This window comes from Mycobacterium ulcerans subsp. shinshuense (assembly GCF_002355775.1).
In the GTDB taxonomy this organism is placed as follows: Bacteria; Actinomycetota; Actinomycetes; order Mycobacteriales; family Mycobacteriaceae; genus Mycobacterium; species Mycobacterium marinum.
In genome coordinates this window covers 4,420,976-4,438,340 of the sequence record NZ_AP017624.1, presented here as the reverse complement: position 1 = coordinate 4,438,340, position 17,365 = coordinate 4,420,976, and the positions used below count along the sequence as shown (strand labels likewise).

Annotated in this window: 13 protein-coding genes and 1 pseudogene; 6 read left to right on the top strand and 8 right to left on the bottom strand. The window is 66.8% G+C overall.

Going from position 1 to position 17,365, the window contains the following annotated elements:
* Positions 1 to 116: 116 nt before the first annotated feature.
* The gene (locus tag SHTP_RS19840) at positions 117 to 1,484 is read right to left on the bottom strand and encodes an FAD-binding oxidoreductase (RefSeq protein ID WP_096371545.1); all 1,368 of its coding nucleotides are present in this window, start codon (positions 1,482 to 1,484) and stop codon (positions 117 to 119) included.
* Positions 1,485 to 1,541: 57 nt separating this feature from the next.
* Positions 1,542 to 2,795, bottom strand: a complete 1,254-nt coding sequence (tap, locus tag SHTP_RS19835; protein ID WP_096371544.1) for a multidrug efflux MFS transporter Tap — start codon at positions 2,793 to 2,795, stop codon at positions 1,542 to 1,544.
* A gap of 71 nt (positions 2,796 to 2,866) precedes the next feature.
* Between tap and SHTP_RS19830 the strand changes: the two genes are divergently transcribed.
* The 3 genes from SHTP_RS19830 to SHTP_RS19820 are packed head-to-tail and all read left to right on the top strand — an operon-like array spanning position 2,867 to position 5,924.
* Positions 2,867 to 3,694: a uracil-DNA glycosylase gene (locus SHTP_RS19830; protein ID WP_096371543.1), complete on the top strand. Its 828-nt coding sequence runs from the start codon at positions 2,867 to 2,869 to the stop codon at positions 3,692 to 3,694.
* Positions 3,695 to 3,706: 12 nt separating this feature from the next.
* A complete protein-coding gene (locus SHTP_RS19825) occupies positions 3,707 to 4,834 on the top strand; it encodes an FAD-binding protein (protein ID WP_096372566.1) in 1,128 nt (375 codons plus the stop codon).
* A gap of 46 nt (positions 4,835 to 4,880) precedes the next feature.
* Positions 4,881 to 5,924, top strand: coding sequence for an LLM class flavin-dependent oxidoreductase (locus SHTP_RS19820; protein WP_096372565.1), 1,044 nt, complete (start codon positions 4,881 to 4,883; stop codon positions 5,922 to 5,924).
* A gap of 8 nt (positions 5,925 to 5,932) precedes the next feature.
* Here the strand turns inward: SHTP_RS19820 and SHTP_RS19815 are convergent, their stop codons facing one another.
* Positions 5,933 to 6,385 (bottom strand): nitroreductase family deazaflavin-dependent oxidoreductase, encoded by a 453-nt coding sequence (locus tag SHTP_RS19815; RefSeq protein WP_096371542.1) that lies wholly within the window; start codon positions 6,383 to 6,385, stop codon positions 5,933 to 5,935.
* A gap of 10 nt (positions 6,386 to 6,395) precedes the next feature.
* Positions 6,396 to 6,824, bottom strand: coding sequence for an HIT family protein (locus SHTP_RS19810; protein WP_096371541.1), 429 nt, complete (start codon positions 6,822 to 6,824; stop codon positions 6,396 to 6,398).
* Between the two features lie 102 nt (positions 6,825 to 6,926).
* Between SHTP_RS19810 and SHTP_RS19805 the strand changes: the two genes are divergently transcribed.
* The gene (locus SHTP_RS19805) at positions 6,927 to 8,315 is read left to right on the top strand and encodes an amidase (RefSeq protein WP_096372564.1); all 1,389 of its coding nucleotides are present in this window, start codon (positions 6,927 to 6,929) and stop codon (positions 8,313 to 8,315) included.
* Positions 8,316 to 8,328: 13 nt separating this feature from the next.
* On the opposite strand, the gene SHTP_RS19800 is transcribed toward SHTP_RS19805, so the two are convergent.
* Together SHTP_RS19800 and SHTP_RS19795 are read right to left on the bottom strand one after the other, a co-directional pair.
* Entirely contained in the window at positions 8,329 to 8,862 is a 534-nt protein-coding gene (locus tag SHTP_RS19800; protein WP_096371540.1) for a hypothetical protein, read from the bottom strand.
* Positions 8,859 to 10,346, bottom strand: coding sequence for a serine/threonine-protein kinase (locus tag SHTP_RS19795; RefSeq protein ID WP_096371539.1), 1,488 nt, complete (start codon positions 10,344 to 10,346; stop codon positions 8,859 to 8,861). The genes SHTP_RS19800 and SHTP_RS19795 overlap by 4 nt, the downstream gene beginning before the upstream one ends.
* Positions 10,347 to 10,445: 99 nt before the next feature.
* On the opposite strand from SHTP_RS19795, the gene SHTP_RS19790 reads away from it, so the two are divergent.
* On the top strand, positions 10,446 to 11,627 hold the full coding sequence (locus SHTP_RS19790; RefSeq protein WP_420873028.1) for an adenylate/guanylate cyclase domain-containing protein: 1,182 nt from the start codon (positions 10,446 to 10,448) through the stop codon (positions 11,625 to 11,627).
* 314 nt (positions 11,628 to 11,941) lie between these two features.
* On the top strand, positions 11,942 to 12,529 hold the full coding sequence (locus SHTP_RS19785; protein WP_197706199.1) for an ATP-binding transcription factor AbmR: 588 nt from the start codon (positions 11,942 to 11,944) through the stop codon (positions 12,527 to 12,529).
* A gap of 11 nt (positions 12,530 to 12,540) precedes the next feature.
* Here the strand turns inward: SHTP_RS19785 and SHTP_RS19780 are convergent, their stop codons facing one another.
* Together SHTP_RS19780 and SHTP_RS19770 are read right to left on the bottom strand one after the other, a co-directional pair.
* Positions 12,541 to 14,544, bottom strand: coding sequence for a serine/threonine-protein kinase PknH/PknJ (locus SHTP_RS19780; protein WP_096371538.1), 2,004 nt, complete (start codon positions 14,542 to 14,544; stop codon positions 12,541 to 12,543).
* Between the two features lie 434 nt (positions 14,545 to 14,978).
* Positions 14,979 to 17,344, bottom strand: a pseudogene (locus tag SHTP_RS19770) (FHA domain-containing protein).
* Between the last annotated feature and the right edge of the window lie 21 nt (positions 17,345 to 17,365).

Sequence of the window (17,365 nt, the reverse complement as noted above, 5' to 3'; positions counted from 1 at the left end):
ACCTGCCCGAGATTCCCGACCTGAGCGCACGCTCAAGGCCGTGACGGCACACTCGATGCCGCACCCGCGTCGAGCGCCCGCACCCGCGTCGAGTGCCGAGTGCAGAACGCAGAGATCTAGATCCCGCTACCGGGGTTGAGGATGTCCAGGGGGTCCAACGCCTGTTTGATGCGGCGGTTGAGGTCTATCACGTCGGGCCCGAGATAGCCTTCCAGCCACGGCCGCTTCAACCGGCCCACGCCGTGTTCGCCCGTGATCGTTCCGCCCAGGCCGACCGCAAGATCCATGATTTCGCCATAGGCGAGCTGTGCGCGTTCGGCCATGGCGGCGTCGGAGGGGTCGTAGACGAGCAAGGGGTGCGTATTGCCGTCACCCGCATGCGCGATCACCGAGATCATCAGGTCGCGCTCCTGCGCGATCCGGGCGATTCCGGTGACCAGCTTGCCCAGATTGGGTAGCGGCACGCCGACATCTTCGAGCAACAGGGATCCCTTGGCCTCTACCGCCGGGATGCAGAAGCGGCGGGCCGCGACGAACGCCTCGCCCTCGTCGGGGTCGGTAGTGGAAAACACTTCTGTTGCACCATGTTCGGCAAATACCGCGGCCATCAGTTCGGCATCGTCGCGGCCGGCCTGTCCGCGCTCGTCGGAGCTGGCCACCAACATCGCCGCGGCACCGCGATCCAGGTCCATGCGCAGCGTGTCCTCTACCGCGTTGATCGCCACCGAATCCATGAATTCGAGCATCGAGGGACGAATCCGCGCGGAAACACCGAGCACCGCGTCCACCGCGGATTCCACCGACGCGAAGCTGGCCACCACGACGGCGGCCGCGTTTTGCGCGGGAAGCAGGCGCAGCGTCATCTCCGTGATGACGCCCAGGGTGCCCTCGCTGCCGACGAACAGTTTTGTCAGGCTCAGCCCGGCGACATCCTTGAGCCGCGGACCGCCCAACCGCACCGCGGTGCCATCGGCGAGCACGACCTGCATGCCCAGCACGTAGTCAGTGGTGACGCCGTACTTCACACAGCACAATCCGCCCGCATTGGTGGCGATGTTGCCCCCGATGCTGCAGATTTCGAACGACGACGGATCCGGCGGATACCACAGTCCGTGTTCGGCGGCGGCCTTCTTCACCTCGGCGTTGAACAGGCCGGGCTGACAGACCGCGGTGCGGGTGACCGGGTCGATCGTGATATCGCGCATCTTCTCGGTGGACAGCACGATTCCGCCGTCCAGGGCGGTGGCCCCGCCCGACAACCCGGAACCGGCTCCGCGGGTCACCACGGCAACGCGGTTCGCGCCGGCCCACCGCAGGATGGTCTGCACCTCTTCGGTGCATCGTGGCCGGACCACGGCCAGCGGCTTGCCCGCCGACGGGTCAAGGGCACGGTCCTGTCGGTAGCCCTCGGTGACGGTGGGATCGGTGACCACCATGCCGTCGGGCAAGCCGGCGATCAGGCTGGCCAGCACATCCGCGTTCACGAGGCACTCACGGCCCGATCCTACGGGGCCTGCGGCCCGCGGGGTCAGCGAGCGCGGCTACAGCAGCGATGTCTCGCTGATGTCCTGGGTGGGCGCGTGATCCAATTCGCGCAGCGACGGCAGTCGGATACACATCAGCCCGGTGATGGCGATGGGCAGTGCCAAGGCGAAGAAAGCCACCTTCAGCCCGGCCGCGTCCGCCACCGGACCCGCCAGCAGCAAGCCCAACGGGCCGGCGGCATAAGCCAGCGACGTCATCACGCCGACCACCCAGCCACGGAGATAGTGCGGCGCCCTGGTCTGCATCACGTAGTTGTAGATCGGTTGGATGGGGCCATAGACCACGCCGATCAGTGCGCACAACACCAGGATGACCGGTAACCGGGGCAGCAGCGCGATGCCGGTTGTCGCGGCACCCAGGGTCAGCACCGCGGTCAGCATGATCGTTCGCCGCGACACGTAGTTCGACAGCATCCCGTAGCCCAGCGCGCCGACCAGGCTGCCCAGCGACAGCGCCACCAGGACCGAACCCAGCTGTGCGGGCTGTTGGCGGTCGCTGAAGTACGTCGGGAACAGCACGCTTTCCATCGGCAGATACAGCGCCGTCACGGTGAGGTCGATCAGCGCCAGCGCCCGCAACACCCGCAGGTTCCACACAAAACGCAGTCCCTGCGTGACGCCGGAAACCAGCCCGTCGGGTCGTGTCTCGTGGTGCGGTCTGCCCGCTCCCTCGAGCCGCAACGCGCCAATGGCGAGGAGGGACAACCCGAATGCCCCGGCGGTGATCCACATCGTGGTAATCCCGCCGACGGTGGCGATCATCAGGCCGCCGATCCCGGGGGCCACGACAAACGCGAGGTTGAGGATCGCCTCGTAGTTGCTGTTGATCCGATCCAGTGACCACCCCGCACGGGCGGTGGCCTCGGGCAGCATCGACTGCCGGGCGGTGATCCCGGCCGGATCGAAGGTGGCCGAGCAGGCGCCCAGCGCTGCCAGCACCGCGACGCTGACCGCGTCGTCGCCAAACGCCCACGCGATCAACGGAACGATGGCCACGGCCGACCCGGACAGGGCGTCGGAAACCATGGATACCGGCCGGCGTCCGAAGTAATCGACGGCGGTGCCGGCGACCAACGTGGAGAACAGCAGCGGCAGGGTGATCGCTCCGGCCACGATGGACGCTTGCCCCGCGCTGCCTTCGCGCTCGAGCACCAGCCACGGGAACGCGACTATCGAAATGCCATTGCCGGCGCAGGCCGCCAAGGTGGCGAAAAGGATCAGGAATGCCGGGCCTCGGCTGCTGTTTCTCATGGGTATCGCGGCTGAATCTAGCGGCGATCCACCATCGGAGCCACCGAATTATCGCGGCGACCGATGGCGCCATGCAGGATGATCGTGTGCTTACCCATCCGAGGACGGGCCAGCCGTTCGGGTCGCCGGTTCGTCCCGGCACCGGCTGGCCGGGGGATCCGGCGTCATCGCAGACCCCGGTCGCGGCCGAGGCGGCGCGTGTCGCCGAACTGGCCGGCCGGGCGGGCTCGATCGCCGAACTCGACGCTGCGATAAGTGTGTGCCGGGCCTGCCCACGACTGGTGACCTGGCGTGAAGAGGTCGCGGTGGCCAAACGGCGCGCCTTCGCCGACCAACCGTATTGGGGGCGCCCGGTGCCGGGCTGGGGATCGGAGCGGCCATGGCTGTTGATCGTGGGCCTGGCGCCTGCCGCTCACGGCGCCAACCGGACCGGGCGGATGTTCACCGGCGACCGGTCCGGTGATCAGCTGTACGCGGCGTTGCACCGTGCCGGCCTGGTCGGCCAACCGACCAGCGTCGACGCCGCCGACGGCTTGCGGGCCGAACGGATCCGCATCGTCGCACCGGTGCGTTGCGCACCCCCGGCCAATGCCCCGACACCGGCCGAACGAAAGACCTGCGCGCCCTGGCTCGACGCCGAATGGCGGCTGGTGTCCCACGATGTCCGCGTGATCGTTGCGCTGGGCGGATTTGCGTGGAAGATCGCGCTGGGATTGCCTGGGTCGCTGGGTGCCCCCAGGCCCCGCTTCGGCCACGGTGTCGTGGCTGAGCTGGGGTCGGGTGTGCAGTTGCTCGGGTGCTACCACCCGAGCCAACAGAACATGTTCACGGGTAGGTTGACTCCGGCGATGCTCGATGACGTGTTCCGCGATGCCAAGAAACTTGGCGGGATTGGGTAGAAAGTGGTCGGGGTGCAAAAAGTTCTGATTTCCGGAGCCAGCGTGGCTGGCTTGACGACGGCATATTGGCTTGAACAACAAGGCTACTCGGTCACAATCGTGGAGCGCCACCCTGGGCTGCGGCCTGGCGGCCAAGCGATTGACGTCCGAGGCCCGGCGCTGACTGTGCTGGATCGGATGGGGATATTGGACGCCGCCCGGGACCGAAAGACCGGCATCCGGGGAGCTTCGGTGGTCGACCGGGACGGAAACGAGGTCTCCCGGGATACCGAGTCGACCCCCACCGGCGGTCCCATCGACAGCCCCAACATCGAGCTGCTGCGGGACGATCTCATCGAATTGCTCTACGGCACAATCCAATCGATGACCGAGTTCATCTTCGACGACAGCATTGCCACATTGCAGGATGACGGCGCGGCCGTCGAGGTGACCTTCGTCCGGTCCGGCACCCGCACCTTCGACTTCCTGATCGGAGCCGACGGTCTGCATTCGAATGTGCGCCGCAAGGTGTTCGGCCCGGAGGAGCAGTTCATCAAGCGGTTGGGCACCTACGCGGCGATCTTCACCGTGCCCAACTTCCTGGAATTGGACTACTGGCAGAAGTGGCACTACGGCGACAACACCATGGCCGGGGTCTATAGCGCCCGCGACAACTCCGAGGCTCGCGCGGCGCTGGGCTTCATGGACACCGAGCTGCAGATCGACTACCGCGATACCGAGGCTCAATTCGCCGAGCTGGAACGGCGGATGATCGAGGACGGCTGGGTACGTGCGCAGCTGCTCCACTACATGCGCAGCGCACCGGACTTCTACTTCGATGAAATGGCCCAGATCGTCATGGATAGCTGGGCGAAGGGCAGGGTGGCGCTCGTCGGCGACGCCGCCTATTGCTGCTCGCCGCTGTCGGGCCAAGGGGCCAGTGTCGCCGTGTTGGGCGCCTACATCCTGGCCGGTGAGCTGGCCGCCGCCGGAAACGACTACCAGCGCGGTTTCGCGAACTACCATGCCGAATTCAGCGGCTTCGGCGAGCGCAATCAATGGCTGGTCACCGACAACATCCCCGGCGGAGAGCCGATACCCGAGGAAGCGTTCGAACGCATCGTCAACTCGTTGGAGCTCGAGGACTACCGGCAGGGCTGATCGGATCGGTGGGAAGGTTCGGGCTGCCGTAGGCGTTGTGGGCAGCGTGCGTCTTTCCGTTCTCGATCTCGTCCCGGTGCGCACCGATCAGTCGACTCGGGATGCGCTGGCAGCCACCGTGTCGCTGGCACAGACTGCCGAGCGCCTCGGCTTTACACGCTACTGGGTTGCCGAGCACCACAACATGGCATCGGTGGGCGCCACCAACCCGCCGGTCCTGATCGCCTACCTGGCCGCGCAGACCACGCACCTGCGCCTGGGATCGGGCGGGGTGATGCTGCCCAACCACGCGCCGCTGGCGGTGGCCGAGCAGTTCGCTCTGCTGGAGGCGGCCGCCCCCGGTCGTATCGATCTGGGCATCGGCCGCGCACCCGGCTCGGACCCGGTCACGTCCTACGCTCTGCGCGGTGGCCGCTCACCGGCGCAACAGGAACGCGATATCGAGAGTTTTCCCGACTACCTCGACGATGTGGTCGCACTGATGAGTGCGCGGGGCGTGCGCGTACCGCTGCAATCCGGTGACTACATCCTCAAGGCCACGTCGGCGGCGCTCACCCAGCCGCGACTGTGGTTATTGGGGTCATCGATGTATTCGGCGCGGCTGGCCGCGGCAAAGGGGCTGCCCTACGTGTTCGCGCATCACTTCTCCGGCAAGGGCACCGAAGAGGCGCTCGAGTTGTACCGATCCCGCTTCGTCCCCAGTGCGCTGGCAGCCCGGCCGGTGACCTTCCTGACCGTCAATGCCGCGGTGGCCGATACCCGCGAGGAAGCGACCGCATTGATGATGCCCAATCTGCACATGATGGCGCGGCTGCGCACCGGCCAGCCGCTCGGGGCCGTGCAGCTCGTCGAAGAAGCCCAGGACGCCAGGTTGACCCCCGAGCAGCAACGCATCGTGGACAGCGGACTCGAGCGGGCTGTCGTCGGCTCACCTGAGGAGGCCGCCGAGCAGGTGCGCGCTCTGGGTCAGCGGTTCGGTGTTGATGAGGTCATGGTCCACCCCGTTGCCTCCGCGCATCGCGGCACCGACCCGGCCACGGCACCGGCGCGGGTGGCGACGTGTGAGCTACTGGCCAAGGAACTGTTCTAGCCGCAGCCCTACGCCGCCGGTGTCAACGCGAAGATGGGGATGGGCCGTGACGTCCGCCGCTGGTAGCTGTCATAGTGGTTGGCGTTGTTCTTGTTGACCAGCTGCCACATCCGCTGGTAGTCCGCATCGTCGGGGGTGACCCGCCGCGCGGTCACCGCGATTCGTTTCGGGCCGACGTTGATTTCACAATCGGGACGCTTACGCAGGTTGTGGTACCAGCCCGGATAGCGCTCGTCACCGCCGTTGGAGGCGACGATCAAATACGAGTCGCCGTCACGCGCATACGTCAGCGACGTGGTGCGCGCCTGGCCGGTTTTGGCGCCGACGGTGTGCAGCAGCAGGCTGGGCGGCACACCCGGGATGCGATGGCCGATTCGGCCGTTGGTCTTGCGGTAGATCGTGTCGTGCAGACGCAGGATGGGGATGCCCACGTATTGCTCGAACGGCGTGAGATTGCTCATGAGGCCAGTCTTACTGACTGGCCTCGATGCGGGCCAGCGCGTCGCGCAGGATTCGGCCGGTGGCTTCCCGATCGTTGTCGCGGCGCAACAGTAGGCCCTTGGCGACCGATAGCTTGTCCCCGTCGCGCCGCGGTAGCACGTGCAGATGGATGTGGAACACCGTCTGGAACGCCGCACTGCCGTCATTGATGCCGATATTGGTTGCATCGGCCAGCTCGGTGGCCCGGGCCGCCTTTGCGATCCGCTGTCCGATGGTGGCCATCTGAGCCAGGGTTTCCGGCGGAATGTCGGTCAGATCCACGGTGTGTTTCTTGGGCAGCACCAGGGTGTGTCCGCGGGTGAACGGCCGAATGTCCAGGATGGCCAGACAGTTGTCGTCTTCGTAGATCCGGATGGCCGGAGCTTCGCCGGCAGCGATCGCGCAGAACACGCAGGACATGTCGCCACGGTACTGCTCCGGTGGCGGGGGCCGGGCCTGGCCCCGCCGAGCCGGTCGGGGATGGCCGATTTGCCGGTTGGTGCAGAGGGATACGCTGCGGCAGTGGACCCGTCCGATCTTGCCTTCGCCGGAGCAGCCGCCCAGGCCCGGATGCTCGCTGACGGTGAAGTCACCGCGCCCATGCTGCTCGAGGTCTACCTGGAACGGATCGAACGCCTCGACAGCGAGCTGCGGGCCTACCGGGTGGTGCGCTACGACGCCGCGCGCGAGGAGGCCGAGGTCGCCCAACAGCGCCTCGACGCCGGGGAAAGGCTTCCGCTGCTCGGTGTTCCGATCGCGATCAAAGACGACGTCGACGTCGCCGGTGAGGTGACGACCTACGGCAGCGGCGGGCATGGCGCGCCGGCGGGCTCCGACGCGGAAATGGTGCGGCGGTTGCGGGCAGCGGGTGCGGTCATCATCGGCAAGACCAATGTGCCCGAGCTGATGATGATGCCCTACACCGAGTCGCTGACCTTCGGGGCCACCCGCAATCCGTGGAACCCCGCTCGCACACCTGGGGGCAGCAGCGGGGGCAGCGCCGCCGCGGTCGCCGCGGGACTGGCGCCGGTGGCCTTCGGATCCGATGGCGGCGGATCAATCCGCATCCCGTCGACCTGGTGTGGTGTGTTCGGTTTGAAGACCCAGCGGGATCGGATCTCGCTAGAGCCCCACGACGGTGCCTGGTACGGATTGAGCGTGAACGGGCCGATAGCGCGTTCGGTGCTCGACGCTGCGCTGCTGCTGGACGCGACGACAACAGTGCCGGGTCCCGACGCCGAGTTTGCCGACGCTGCTCAGCGCGAGCCCGGCCGACTGCGAATTGCCCTGAGCACAAAGATTCCTACGCCGCTTCCGGTCCGGGTCGGCCAGGCCGAGGTGGCGGCCGTGTATCGGGCCGGTGGGTTGTTGCGTGAGCTGGGCCATGAGGTGATCAACCGCGACCCCGACTATCCGGCCGCCCTCTACGCCAATTACCTGCCCCGCTACCTTCGCGGTATCAGCGACGACGCGGACGCGCTGGCCCACCCGCATCGTCTCGAAGAGCGCACCCGTGCCATCGCGCGGGTGGGTTCGTTCTTCTCGGACCGCCGGATGGCGGCCCTGCGAGCCGCCGAGGCCGCGCTGAACAAACGGATCCAGTCGATTTTCGACGACGTCGACGTCGTCATCACTCCCGGCACTGCCAACGGTCCGTCCCGAATCGGCGCCTACCAGCGCCGGGGCGCGGTGTCGACGCTGCTTCTGGTAGCGCAGCGGGTTCCGTATGTGCAGGTCTGGAATCTGACCGGCCAGCCCGCCGCCGTCGTCCCGTGGGACTTCGACGACGACGGCATGCCGATCTCGATACAGCTGGTGGGCAAGCCCTACGACGAGGCGACACTGCTGTCGTTGTCCGCGCAGATCGAAGCCGCCCGACCGTGGGCCGATCGGCGACCTCCGGTGTCGTGACAGCGGGGTGCGGTTAGGTCGGTTTGAAGGAGTCGATCAGCCAGGTGCCCTGCACCTTGGTCAGGCCGACCCGAACGGAGCTGGTAGCCCTTTTCGGAGACGGTTGGTCCCGAGTGGTGGTGGATTGGTCGACGAACGCCAAGATCGAGGCCCGCTGGCTGGTCAGGGACTCGACTCCGGCACCGCTCACGGTCGCAGTGGTGCTGATGCCCTCGCGCTGGGCCGTGGGGACCACTGTCTGGCCGGTGAATTTCCGGTAATAGGACAGGAATTCGCCGGTCAACAGCCGTTCGGCGGCGCTCGCGACCTCTTCCACGTTCTGAGGTGTGTACGTCAGGATCTTGGCCACATTGGTTTTGGCGACCTTCAGGACGGCTTCTCGGGCCGCGGGTTGGCCGGCGACCAGTGCTGGGCCGGCGACGGGCGGCAATTGCCGGTTCTTGGCCAGCATCTGCCAGCCGCCCAGTGCTGCGGCCATCATCGTCGCGGCGGTGAGCGCGAGGACGACCACCCACCAGGCGGCCCGCGGTGCTCCATGCTGGGTCACGTGACGAACTCCACCCGCGACGCCAGATAGGCGTCGTCGATCTTCTCGATCTGGATTCGCAACCTCCACTGCCGTGGCTCTTGTTGTACGCCGGTACTTTTGGTGATGTTCGAGGTCACCGACACAACTACGTGGGCGGTGGTGCCGCTGATGGACTCCAGGCCTGCGCCGGTGGCCTTGCCTTGGATCGCCGAGCCCGCGTCCACTATTGACTGCTTGAATTGGGCGCTCTTGTCGGCAAAATCGCTGTGAAATGCTCCGGTCGACCCGTCCAGGATGCGCTGGATGTCGGCATCGATGGTCTGCGGGTTGACGCTCGTCAAGGAGATCGCGAACTGTTTGGCATGGTCGACGTAGGGCTGCCACTGGGGCGCCTCGGCCGGGGCCGCGGTTGTCTGCCGCGGGTCCGGCCGTAACACCTGGGTGACGGCGAACGCGACGGCAGATACCAGCAGCAGGGCCACAACCACTGGAACCACAATCGTGCTGACCTGGCGCCGTGGCCGCGCCGGTGCCGGCGCCGTCGGGTACCACGGCATCGGTGCGGGGGCGGCTTGGGTGGCGGCAGCGTATTCGGGAGGCACGGAGATGGCGGCGGGCAAGGTGGGATCCGACGGCGAAACCGCTGCGGCCGCGCCCTGGGGTGACGCGACTTGAGATAGCGCCTGGGCAAAATCGGCGCATCGCCAATAGCGTTCGTTGGGCTGTTTGGCCAGCGCGGCGGCGAACATTCGGTCCAACGGCGCAAGCTCGGGGCGCCGATCGCCCAACGCCGGTGGTGGTGCGGTGAGATGCTGGCTGATCACCGCGACCGAATTGGCATGCTGGTATGGCGGGGCCCCCGTGAGAAGGTGAAATGCGGTGGCGGCCAGCGCGTACTGGTCGGCGCGGCCGTCGACGTCGGCGCCCGTCAACTGCTCGGGCGCAGCGTACGCGGCCGTGCCTACCGTCAGGTTTGTTGCGGTGATTCCGCTGATGTCGTCAAGCTGGCGGGCTATCCCGAAGTCCGCCAAGAAGATTCGCGGCCCCCCGGCGTTGTCCGGCCCGGTGAGCAGGATATTGGCGGGTTTGACATCGCGATGCAGCAAGCCGCGCTGGTGAGCGTAATCGAGCGCTCCGGCCACGGCGGTCACGACGGCGACCACCTCGGCGACGGGCATGCCGGCCGGATACTGGCTGCGGATTAGCGCGGCGGCGTCCGTTCCCTCGATGTAATCCATCGAGATCCACAGCTGGCCGTTGAACTCGCCGCGGTCGTGCACGCCGACGATGTGTGGGTGGAACAGGGTGGCGGCCAGATCCGCTTCGCGCTGGAATCGCTCGCGGAACGCGGTGTCCGCGGATACGTCGGGGGGCAGCACCTTTAGCGCATCACGGCGGGGTAATCGGGGGTGTTGCGCAAGGTATACCTCGCCCATTGCGCCGGAGCCGAGCAATCCCACGATGGTGTATCCGGCAAAAGCGGAGCCGGGGGGCAACGGCATGATCGGATGTTACCGCCGCCGGCGGGCCCCGGGGCGGTGTCGTGCCGCGGGGCGGGCATCAGCGCGCCCGGTGGCGTCGCGGCGTTATACGTTGACGTCGTGGAGGACAGCGTGGACCGGGCACCCGAGCCGGCCGGCCAGAACACCGACGATCTACTCGAAGGACTCGAGGGTGCCGCCCGCGCGGAACGTGCCGAGCTGTTCGACTGGCTGTTCGGCCAGGGCATCACCGCAGCTGAGATCCGCACGACCAACCCGCCGCTGCTGCTGGCCACTCGCCACGTCATCGGCGATGACGGCACCTACGTGTCCAGCCGCGAGATCAGCGAAACCTACGGCATCGACCTGGATCTGCTGCAGCGCGTACAGCGTGCGGTCGGCTTGGCGAGAGTGGATGACCCGGATGCCGTCGTCCACATGCGCGCAGACGGCGAAGCCGCCGCATACACGCAGCGGTTCATTGAGTTGGGGCTGAACCCAGATCAGATCGTGCTTGTGGTGCGCGTGCTCGCCGAGGGCCTCTCCCGCGCGGCCGAAGTCATGCGCTACACGGCGTTGGAGGCGATCATGCACCCGGGAGCCACCGAACTGGACATCGCGAAGGGGTCGAAGGCGCTGGTGAGTCAGATCGCGCCATTGCTGGGGCCGATGATCCAGGAGATGCTGTTCATGCAGCTGCGGCACATGATGGAGACCGAAGCCGTCAACGCCGGTGAGCGGGCGGCCGGCAAGCCGTTGCCAGGTGCACGTGAGGTCAGCGTCGCTTTCGCCGACCTGGTCGGCTTCACCAAGCTGGGTGAGGTGGTATCGGCCGAGGAATTGGGCCAGCTCGCCGGCCGGCTGGCCGATCTGGCTCGGGAACTGACCGCCCCGCCGGTGCGGTTCATCAAGACGATCGGCGACGCCGTGATGCTGGTCTGTCCGGATTCGGCGCCGCTGTTGGACACGGTGCTGAATCTGGTCGAGGTCGTCGACACCGACGATGCCTTCCCTCGGCTGCGGGCCGGGGTTGCGTGTGGTCGGGCGGTGAGCCGGGCCGGCGACTGGTTCGGCAGCCCGGTGAACGCGGCGAGCCGGATCACCGGGGTCGCGAGACCCGGCACGGTGCTGGCCGCGGATTCGGTGTGTGACGCCGTTCGTGACACGGCCGCCGGTGCTGGATTCGAGTGGTCATTTGCCGGGCCGCGGCGTCTGAAGGGAATCAAGAACGAAACCAAGCTGTTCCGGGTTCGGCGAAACCTTGCGGACCTTGCGGCCGACACCGCAACAGAGGGCCGTTAGCGGTGGGCTGAGGTTGACTCGACGTCATATGGGCAGGCCCGGAGCGACTCCCGGGGGCGTTTGGTCCGTCTTACGCGGCGCTTACGCGGCCGGATTCCACCCCATTCTCCGGCACTTGAGTTCGGTCTGTTCCGGGCCTGCTTCGCTAACAAAAATACAACCATGAACCGCTGATAGCAACGGTTTTTGTGCTGTTGGGTGCAACATTTGCGAGGCGGCGGTGGTCCGTTGGGGGTTCGCCGCCGGCGAACAACGATTGCTTTCACATGTAATCATGTAATCATGTAATCATGTAATCATGTAATCATGTAATCATGAAAGCACATCATCACATGCACGGGCGCCGGCACGGGCGCTCCGGCGGCTGGCAGCAAGCCCAACAACCTGACGCCAGCGATACCGCCGATTGGTTTGCTGGACGGCTTCCGGAGGACTGGTTCGAGGGCGCCCCCGCCGTCGTTGTGGACCGGGAGGAGATCACTGTGATCGGCACGTTGGGGGCACCCGAGAATTCCGGATCGGAGCAGAGCAAGGCGCATTCAGAAGGGCGAGCCTCGCGATTCCGCGAAGAGACCCGGGCCGAACGGATGAATATCGCCGACGAGGCACAGGAGCGCTACGCGCGCAAGGTGTCCTGGGGCGTCGACGTTGTCTCCGACGCCGGCACGGAGCGAATCCTGTTCACCCACATCGCGGTTCCGGTGATGACGCGCCTGAAGCAGCCGGAACGCCAGGTGTTGGACACGCTTGTCGACGCCGGCGTCGCCCGGTCCCGCGCCGATGCTCCCGCGTGGTCGGTCAAGCTGGTCGGTGAGCACACCGAGGAGTGGCTGGACAAGCTGCGGACCGCGATGTCAGCGGTCGATGACCTGCGCGCGCAGGGGCCTGATCTGCAGGCCTGACCGCCCAAAGCTCAGTACTTGGTTTCCTTGTGGATCTTGTCGACGATCTTGTCGGCGAGTGCACCGCCCTGGTCGGTGATGTGGTAGCCGCACGAGTTGATGTCGACGATCATGTTGTTGGCCACGCTCATCGCGCCCTGGCACTCCCAGCCTTCGGCGCCTTCCTGGGTTTCGAGCATGGTGATCCGAGGCGGGCTACCAACAACCTGGGCGAACGTCCATCGGTAGGGCTTGGATTTGTTCGTCACCGTCACCGTCTTACCGGCACAGTTCTTCCACTTGCCCGCCATGGTCTCCACAAACGAGCTGGCTTTGGCGGCCGTGGGAAACGACACCACGGCCTGATTGACCCAGTGGTCGTTGTTATCGCCGGGTTCCGAGGCCACCAGGCCACTGATAGCCGTGTATCCGGTGCCCGAGTAGACCGGGTCTTGGCTGGTATACAGGGCGCCTTGGCATTCCGGCAGCGACAGCGTCACCGGTGACGCATCCATCGAGGTGATGGGTTTACCGGGTTGGATATTGGATGCCCCCATCACGGAGTTGACTTCGGCGGGGCTCAGCAGCAGAGAGCTCAGCCGGTCCTCGGCTATCGGTTTGGGCGGCGGCGAGGGCTTGGGCGGTTGGGTGATCATCCAGACACCAATTCCACCGACGATGAGAACCAGCACGATCGCCACGGCGGCCACGATCGGCCATGGGTTGCGGCCGCGCGGTCCCGGACCCTGCGGGCCCTGATTCCAGGTCGATGGGCCGGCGGGTTGGCCGGGCGGCGGTGCTCCGCCCCAACCGGCTCCCTGGTAGTACGGCGGGCTGGGGGTGGGCTGGCTCGCGGGGATGGGGCCGCTCGCCTGCTGCCAGCCGGGCTGGCCGGCCGCCGGGGGCCGGGGTATCGGCCCGGACGGTCCCGCGGGTCCGGACGGCGCCACGCCGCGGGGCGGCCCGGCGACCGCCGAGGGGCCTGAAGGGGGCGAGCCGGCAGCCGGAGCTGCGGCGGCCGGGTAGTAGGGCGGTTGTTGCGGCGTGGGCGCAGGTCGCGGCGGGGTGGCCGCCGGGCCGGGCCGCGCCGGAGGAGTGGCCGCGGTGGCCGGCATGGTCGGGGGAGCGGCGGGGTCGGGAGGGCCGGGCAGGGTTGCTTCCTGGCTCCGGCGCAGGATGTCGGCGGCGTGATCCTGATCGGGGTTGCTCAGCGCCTCGTGGGCGGCCAGCGCCAGATCCCCCGCGCTGGCGTAACGGTCCCCGGGCTGTTTGGCCATGCCGCGCGCGATCACCGTGTCGAAGGCCTTGGGGATGCCGGCGCGGACGGTGCTGGGCTGCGGGATGGGATCCATCATGTGCGCGGTGACCAGCATGCTGGCGCTGTCGGCGCGATAGGGCGGGCTCCCGGTCAAGCACTCGTGCAGCACGCACGCCAAAGCATAGATGTCGGCGCGGTAGGTGACTTCGTCGTTGGAAAACCGTTCAGGCGCCATGTATTTCCAGGTTCCCACCGCGGTGCCCAGTTGGGTCAGCTTCTCGTCGGTGGTGGCGCTGGCGATGCCGAAGTCGACCAGGTAGGCAAAATCCTCGCGGGTAACCAGGATGTTTTGCGGTTTCACATCGCGATGCATCACGCCCGCGGCGTGGGCCGCGTCCAGCGCGAAGGCAACCTGGGTGATGATCGCTACCGCGCGTGGCGGGGTCAGGGGGCCAAAGCGCTTGAGCAAATTGTCCAGATCGGTGCCCTCGATCAGGCGCATCTCCAGGTACATCTGCCCGTCGATTTCGCCGTAGTCGTGGATCGGCACCACGTGAGGTTCCTGCAACGGGCCGGTGATGCGGGCTTCGCGCTTCATGCGCTCCCGAAACACCGGGTCCTTGCTGAAGGTTTCCGACATCAACTTGACCGCGACGGTCCACTCTTTGACGGTGTGCTCGGCCTCGTAGACTTCGCCCATCCCGCCACGGCCCAGCAGCCGCGTCAGGCGGTAGGGCCCGAACGTGGACCCCACTCGCGAGCCCTGCGCGTCGCTCATCGTTGATCCTCCCAATCAACTCGCAATGTCGCGACCCTACCAATTTCCTGGGAACGGCGGCGTCACTCGCAAATCACCAAGGGGGAAGCCGCCGGCGGCGAGCGGCGACCGTTCGACCCGCGCAAGACGGGCAGCGCCGCGCCCAAAATCCCTGGCCTCGGCTGACCGATGGGCCGGCAAGGATCCGTCAATAATGCGGCAAGCGCTGCGGCACATGCTTTCCCGAACGCCGAACCCCGCCGACCCTGTCGGCGGACCCGCTATTGGAAGGAAAGACGATGCTGTCGCTGCGGTGGGGTGGCATTGGCGGGCGCGGTTGGTCATACGTTGTCTACAACGTCGGGTATCGGCTGTTGTCGCTGCAACTGTCGTGCGGGCCGCTGGCCGTGTGCGCAGTCCCATTCGTCGTGAAGCACGTCTGAGACAGCCCGGTTTCACCTGCGGGCTTTTCGTTGCGGATCGAGCTGCCTGAGTCGCCAGGCGATCAGGGTCACCAGTACCGCCGCCTGCACCACACACGCGCCGGCCGCGATCAGCTAGCTGCTGACCTTGTAATCCCACAACGGATCCTGGTCGCCGCCCGCGGCGCGACGCAGGTCGTTGAGGTGGAAGCGGCCATCGCGTAGGCCCAGCGCGACGGCGACAGCCACGCCAACTGCTCCAGCGGGATCCGGCCCTTGACGCCGAACATTCCGCCGCACAGCACCAGCTGGTCCATCACCACGAGCACCAGCAGCGGCATGCCCCGATCGGCGTTGCCGATCATCGCCGAAATCAGCAGGCCGATCATCATCGACACGACGGTGACCGCGACGACCGCCACGGCCACTTCGACCGTCGGCCAGGGCATGACGATGGACTGGTCGGGCGCGGGTAGAAACGCCGGGCCCAGGAACCCGAGGATCAGGCCCTGCGCGGTGGTCAGCGCGGTGAGGACAACCAGCTTGGAGGCCAGGTAGGCGCCGCCGGACATGCCGATGCCATGTTCGCGGCGATATATTGCCTGCTCCTTGACGATTTCGCGGATCGACGCGGCGCAGCCCATGAGCGCGCCGCCGATGATCAGCAACACCAGCAACTGCGCGGGCTGGGTCGACCGCAGCTCGATCGCCTTGGCCAGCGAGAGCCCGGCCTTGCCGGGCACGGCATGGGCGAACAGGCTCAGCAGCAACGGCAGGACCAGCAGGAACACCGCATACTGACGGTCGGCAGCGATGACCGCCACGTATCGCCGGCACAGGATCGCGAATTGCGCGAACGCGCTTTGCTGTGCGACCGGCTTGGTGGTGCGCGCGGCGGCGGGGTGCGCCGGGCGTTGGGCCGGGTGCGGGGTCAGCGCCGCGCGCAGGGGTGAGGCATTGAACCGGGCCGTCCAGTCGGTGGCTTTGTCCTGCTCGAGAAGGGTGAAAAGGTCGGCGAAGTCTGTGCAGTTGAAGTAGCTCAAGGCTTGCTGCGGCGGACCGAAATAGGCCAGACGTCCGCCAGGAGCCAGGATCAGCAACCGGTCGCACATGTTGAGATGGGCGATGTTGTGGGTGACCATCACCACGGAGCGACCATCATCGGCTAGGGAGCGCAGGGTCTGCATGACCGACTTCTCATAGCCGGGATCCAGCCCTGAGGTGGGCTCGTCCAGAAACAGCAGCGACGGTTTGGTCAGCAACTCCAGTGCGACGCTGGTGCGCTTGCGCTGGCCCCCCGACAGGCTGTCGATGCGCTGGTCGGCCTGCGTCGTGAGCCCGAGCTCGGCCAGGATTTCTTCGATGCGCTGTCGGCGCTCCTCAGCGGAGACGTCTTGGGGAAACCTAAGTTGCGCCGCATAATTCAGCGCCCGCCGCACCGTCAGTGGGGTGTGCAGGATGTCGTCTTGGGGAACGAATCCGATGCGGTGTCGCAGCTCCGCGTAGTTGTCGTAGAGGTCGCGTTCGTCGTATCGCACTGTGCCGCTGGTCGCCGGGTGGAATCCGGTTAGGGCGCCCAGCAGCGTGGATTTGCCCGCGCCACTTGGCCCCACCACGGCCAACAGGCTGCGCTGTGGCAGCACGAAGCTCACGTCGGACAGCAACACCCGACCCTTCTTGGTTACCACCCGCAGGTTGGACGCTTCATAGGAGACGTCGCCGGTGTCGACGTACTCCACCAACCGGTCACCGGAGAGGTGCATCAGCTGGTGCCCGATGCCGACAATGTCGTTGGGCCCGATCAGCGCGCGGGTAATGCGGTTGCCGTTGACGTAGGTCCCGTTGGCGCTGTGGTTGTCGACCAGCTCCCATTGGTCACCGGAGCGCCGCAACACGGCATGGCGCCGAGACACCAGCAGGTCGTTCAACACCACGTTGTTGTCCGCTCCGCGGCCGATCGTGACGACGAGCTGGTCGATGGCGTGCACCGTGGTCGGCGCCCGGGCGACTGTCGTTCCGTCCAGCGGGTCTGGCGCAGCGGCGACGTTGCGCCCCGGCTGCGCCTCGGGCGCCTGGATAGCGGGGTGGAGCTCGATCGCCTGTCCGGAAGACGCGGACCCCAGCAGCACCGTGACGGGCTGGTGAATCGGCACGCGCTGCACCGGCGTGCCGCCGACGAACGATCCGTTGCGGCTGCGGTTGACCAGCACCCATCCCGCCGGCGTCGGCTCGAGGACCGCGTGCAGTCGCGAGACCCGTGGATTGTCCAGGCGGATATCGGCTTCGGCGGCCCGACCGATGGTCCAGGCCCGGTTTGGTGTGGCATGCCAGGTGCGTCCGGCGGCCCGGAGTTCCAGGCGGGGCGGATTCGTCGTCGCGTCACCGATCCTGTCGTGCATGCATCGCCTCCGGTGCGTCTA

Excerpts from the sequence above, each read along its gene's own strand:
- tap (WP_096371544.1), bottom strand. The coding sequence starts at position 2,795 with ATGAGAAACAGCAGCCGAGGCCCGGCATTCCTGATCCTTTTCGCCACC.
- SHTP_RS19830 (WP_096371543.1), top strand. The coding sequence starts at position 2,867 with ATGCAGGATGATCGTGTGCTTACCCATCCGAGGACGGGCCAGCCGTTC.
- SHTP_RS19815 (WP_096371542.1), bottom strand. The coding sequence starts at position 6,385 with ATGAGCAATCTCACGCCGTTCGAGCAATACGTGGGCATCCCCATCCTG.
- SHTP_RS19810 (WP_096371541.1), bottom strand. The coding sequence starts at position 6,824 with ATGTCCTGCGTGTTCTGCGCGATCGCTGCCGGCGAAGCTCCGGCCATC.
- SHTP_RS19795 (WP_096371539.1), bottom strand. The coding sequence starts at position 10,346 with ATGCCGTTGCCCCCCGGCTCCGCTTTTGCCGGATACACCATCGTGGGA.
- SHTP_RS19785 (WP_197706199.1), top strand. The coding sequence starts at position 11,942 with ATGAAAGCACATCATCACATGCACGGGCGCCGGCACGGGCGCTCCGGC.
- SHTP_RS19780 (WP_096371538.1), bottom strand. The coding sequence starts at position 14,544 with ATGAGCGACGCGCAGGGCTCGCGAGTGGGGTCCACGTTCGGGCCCTAC.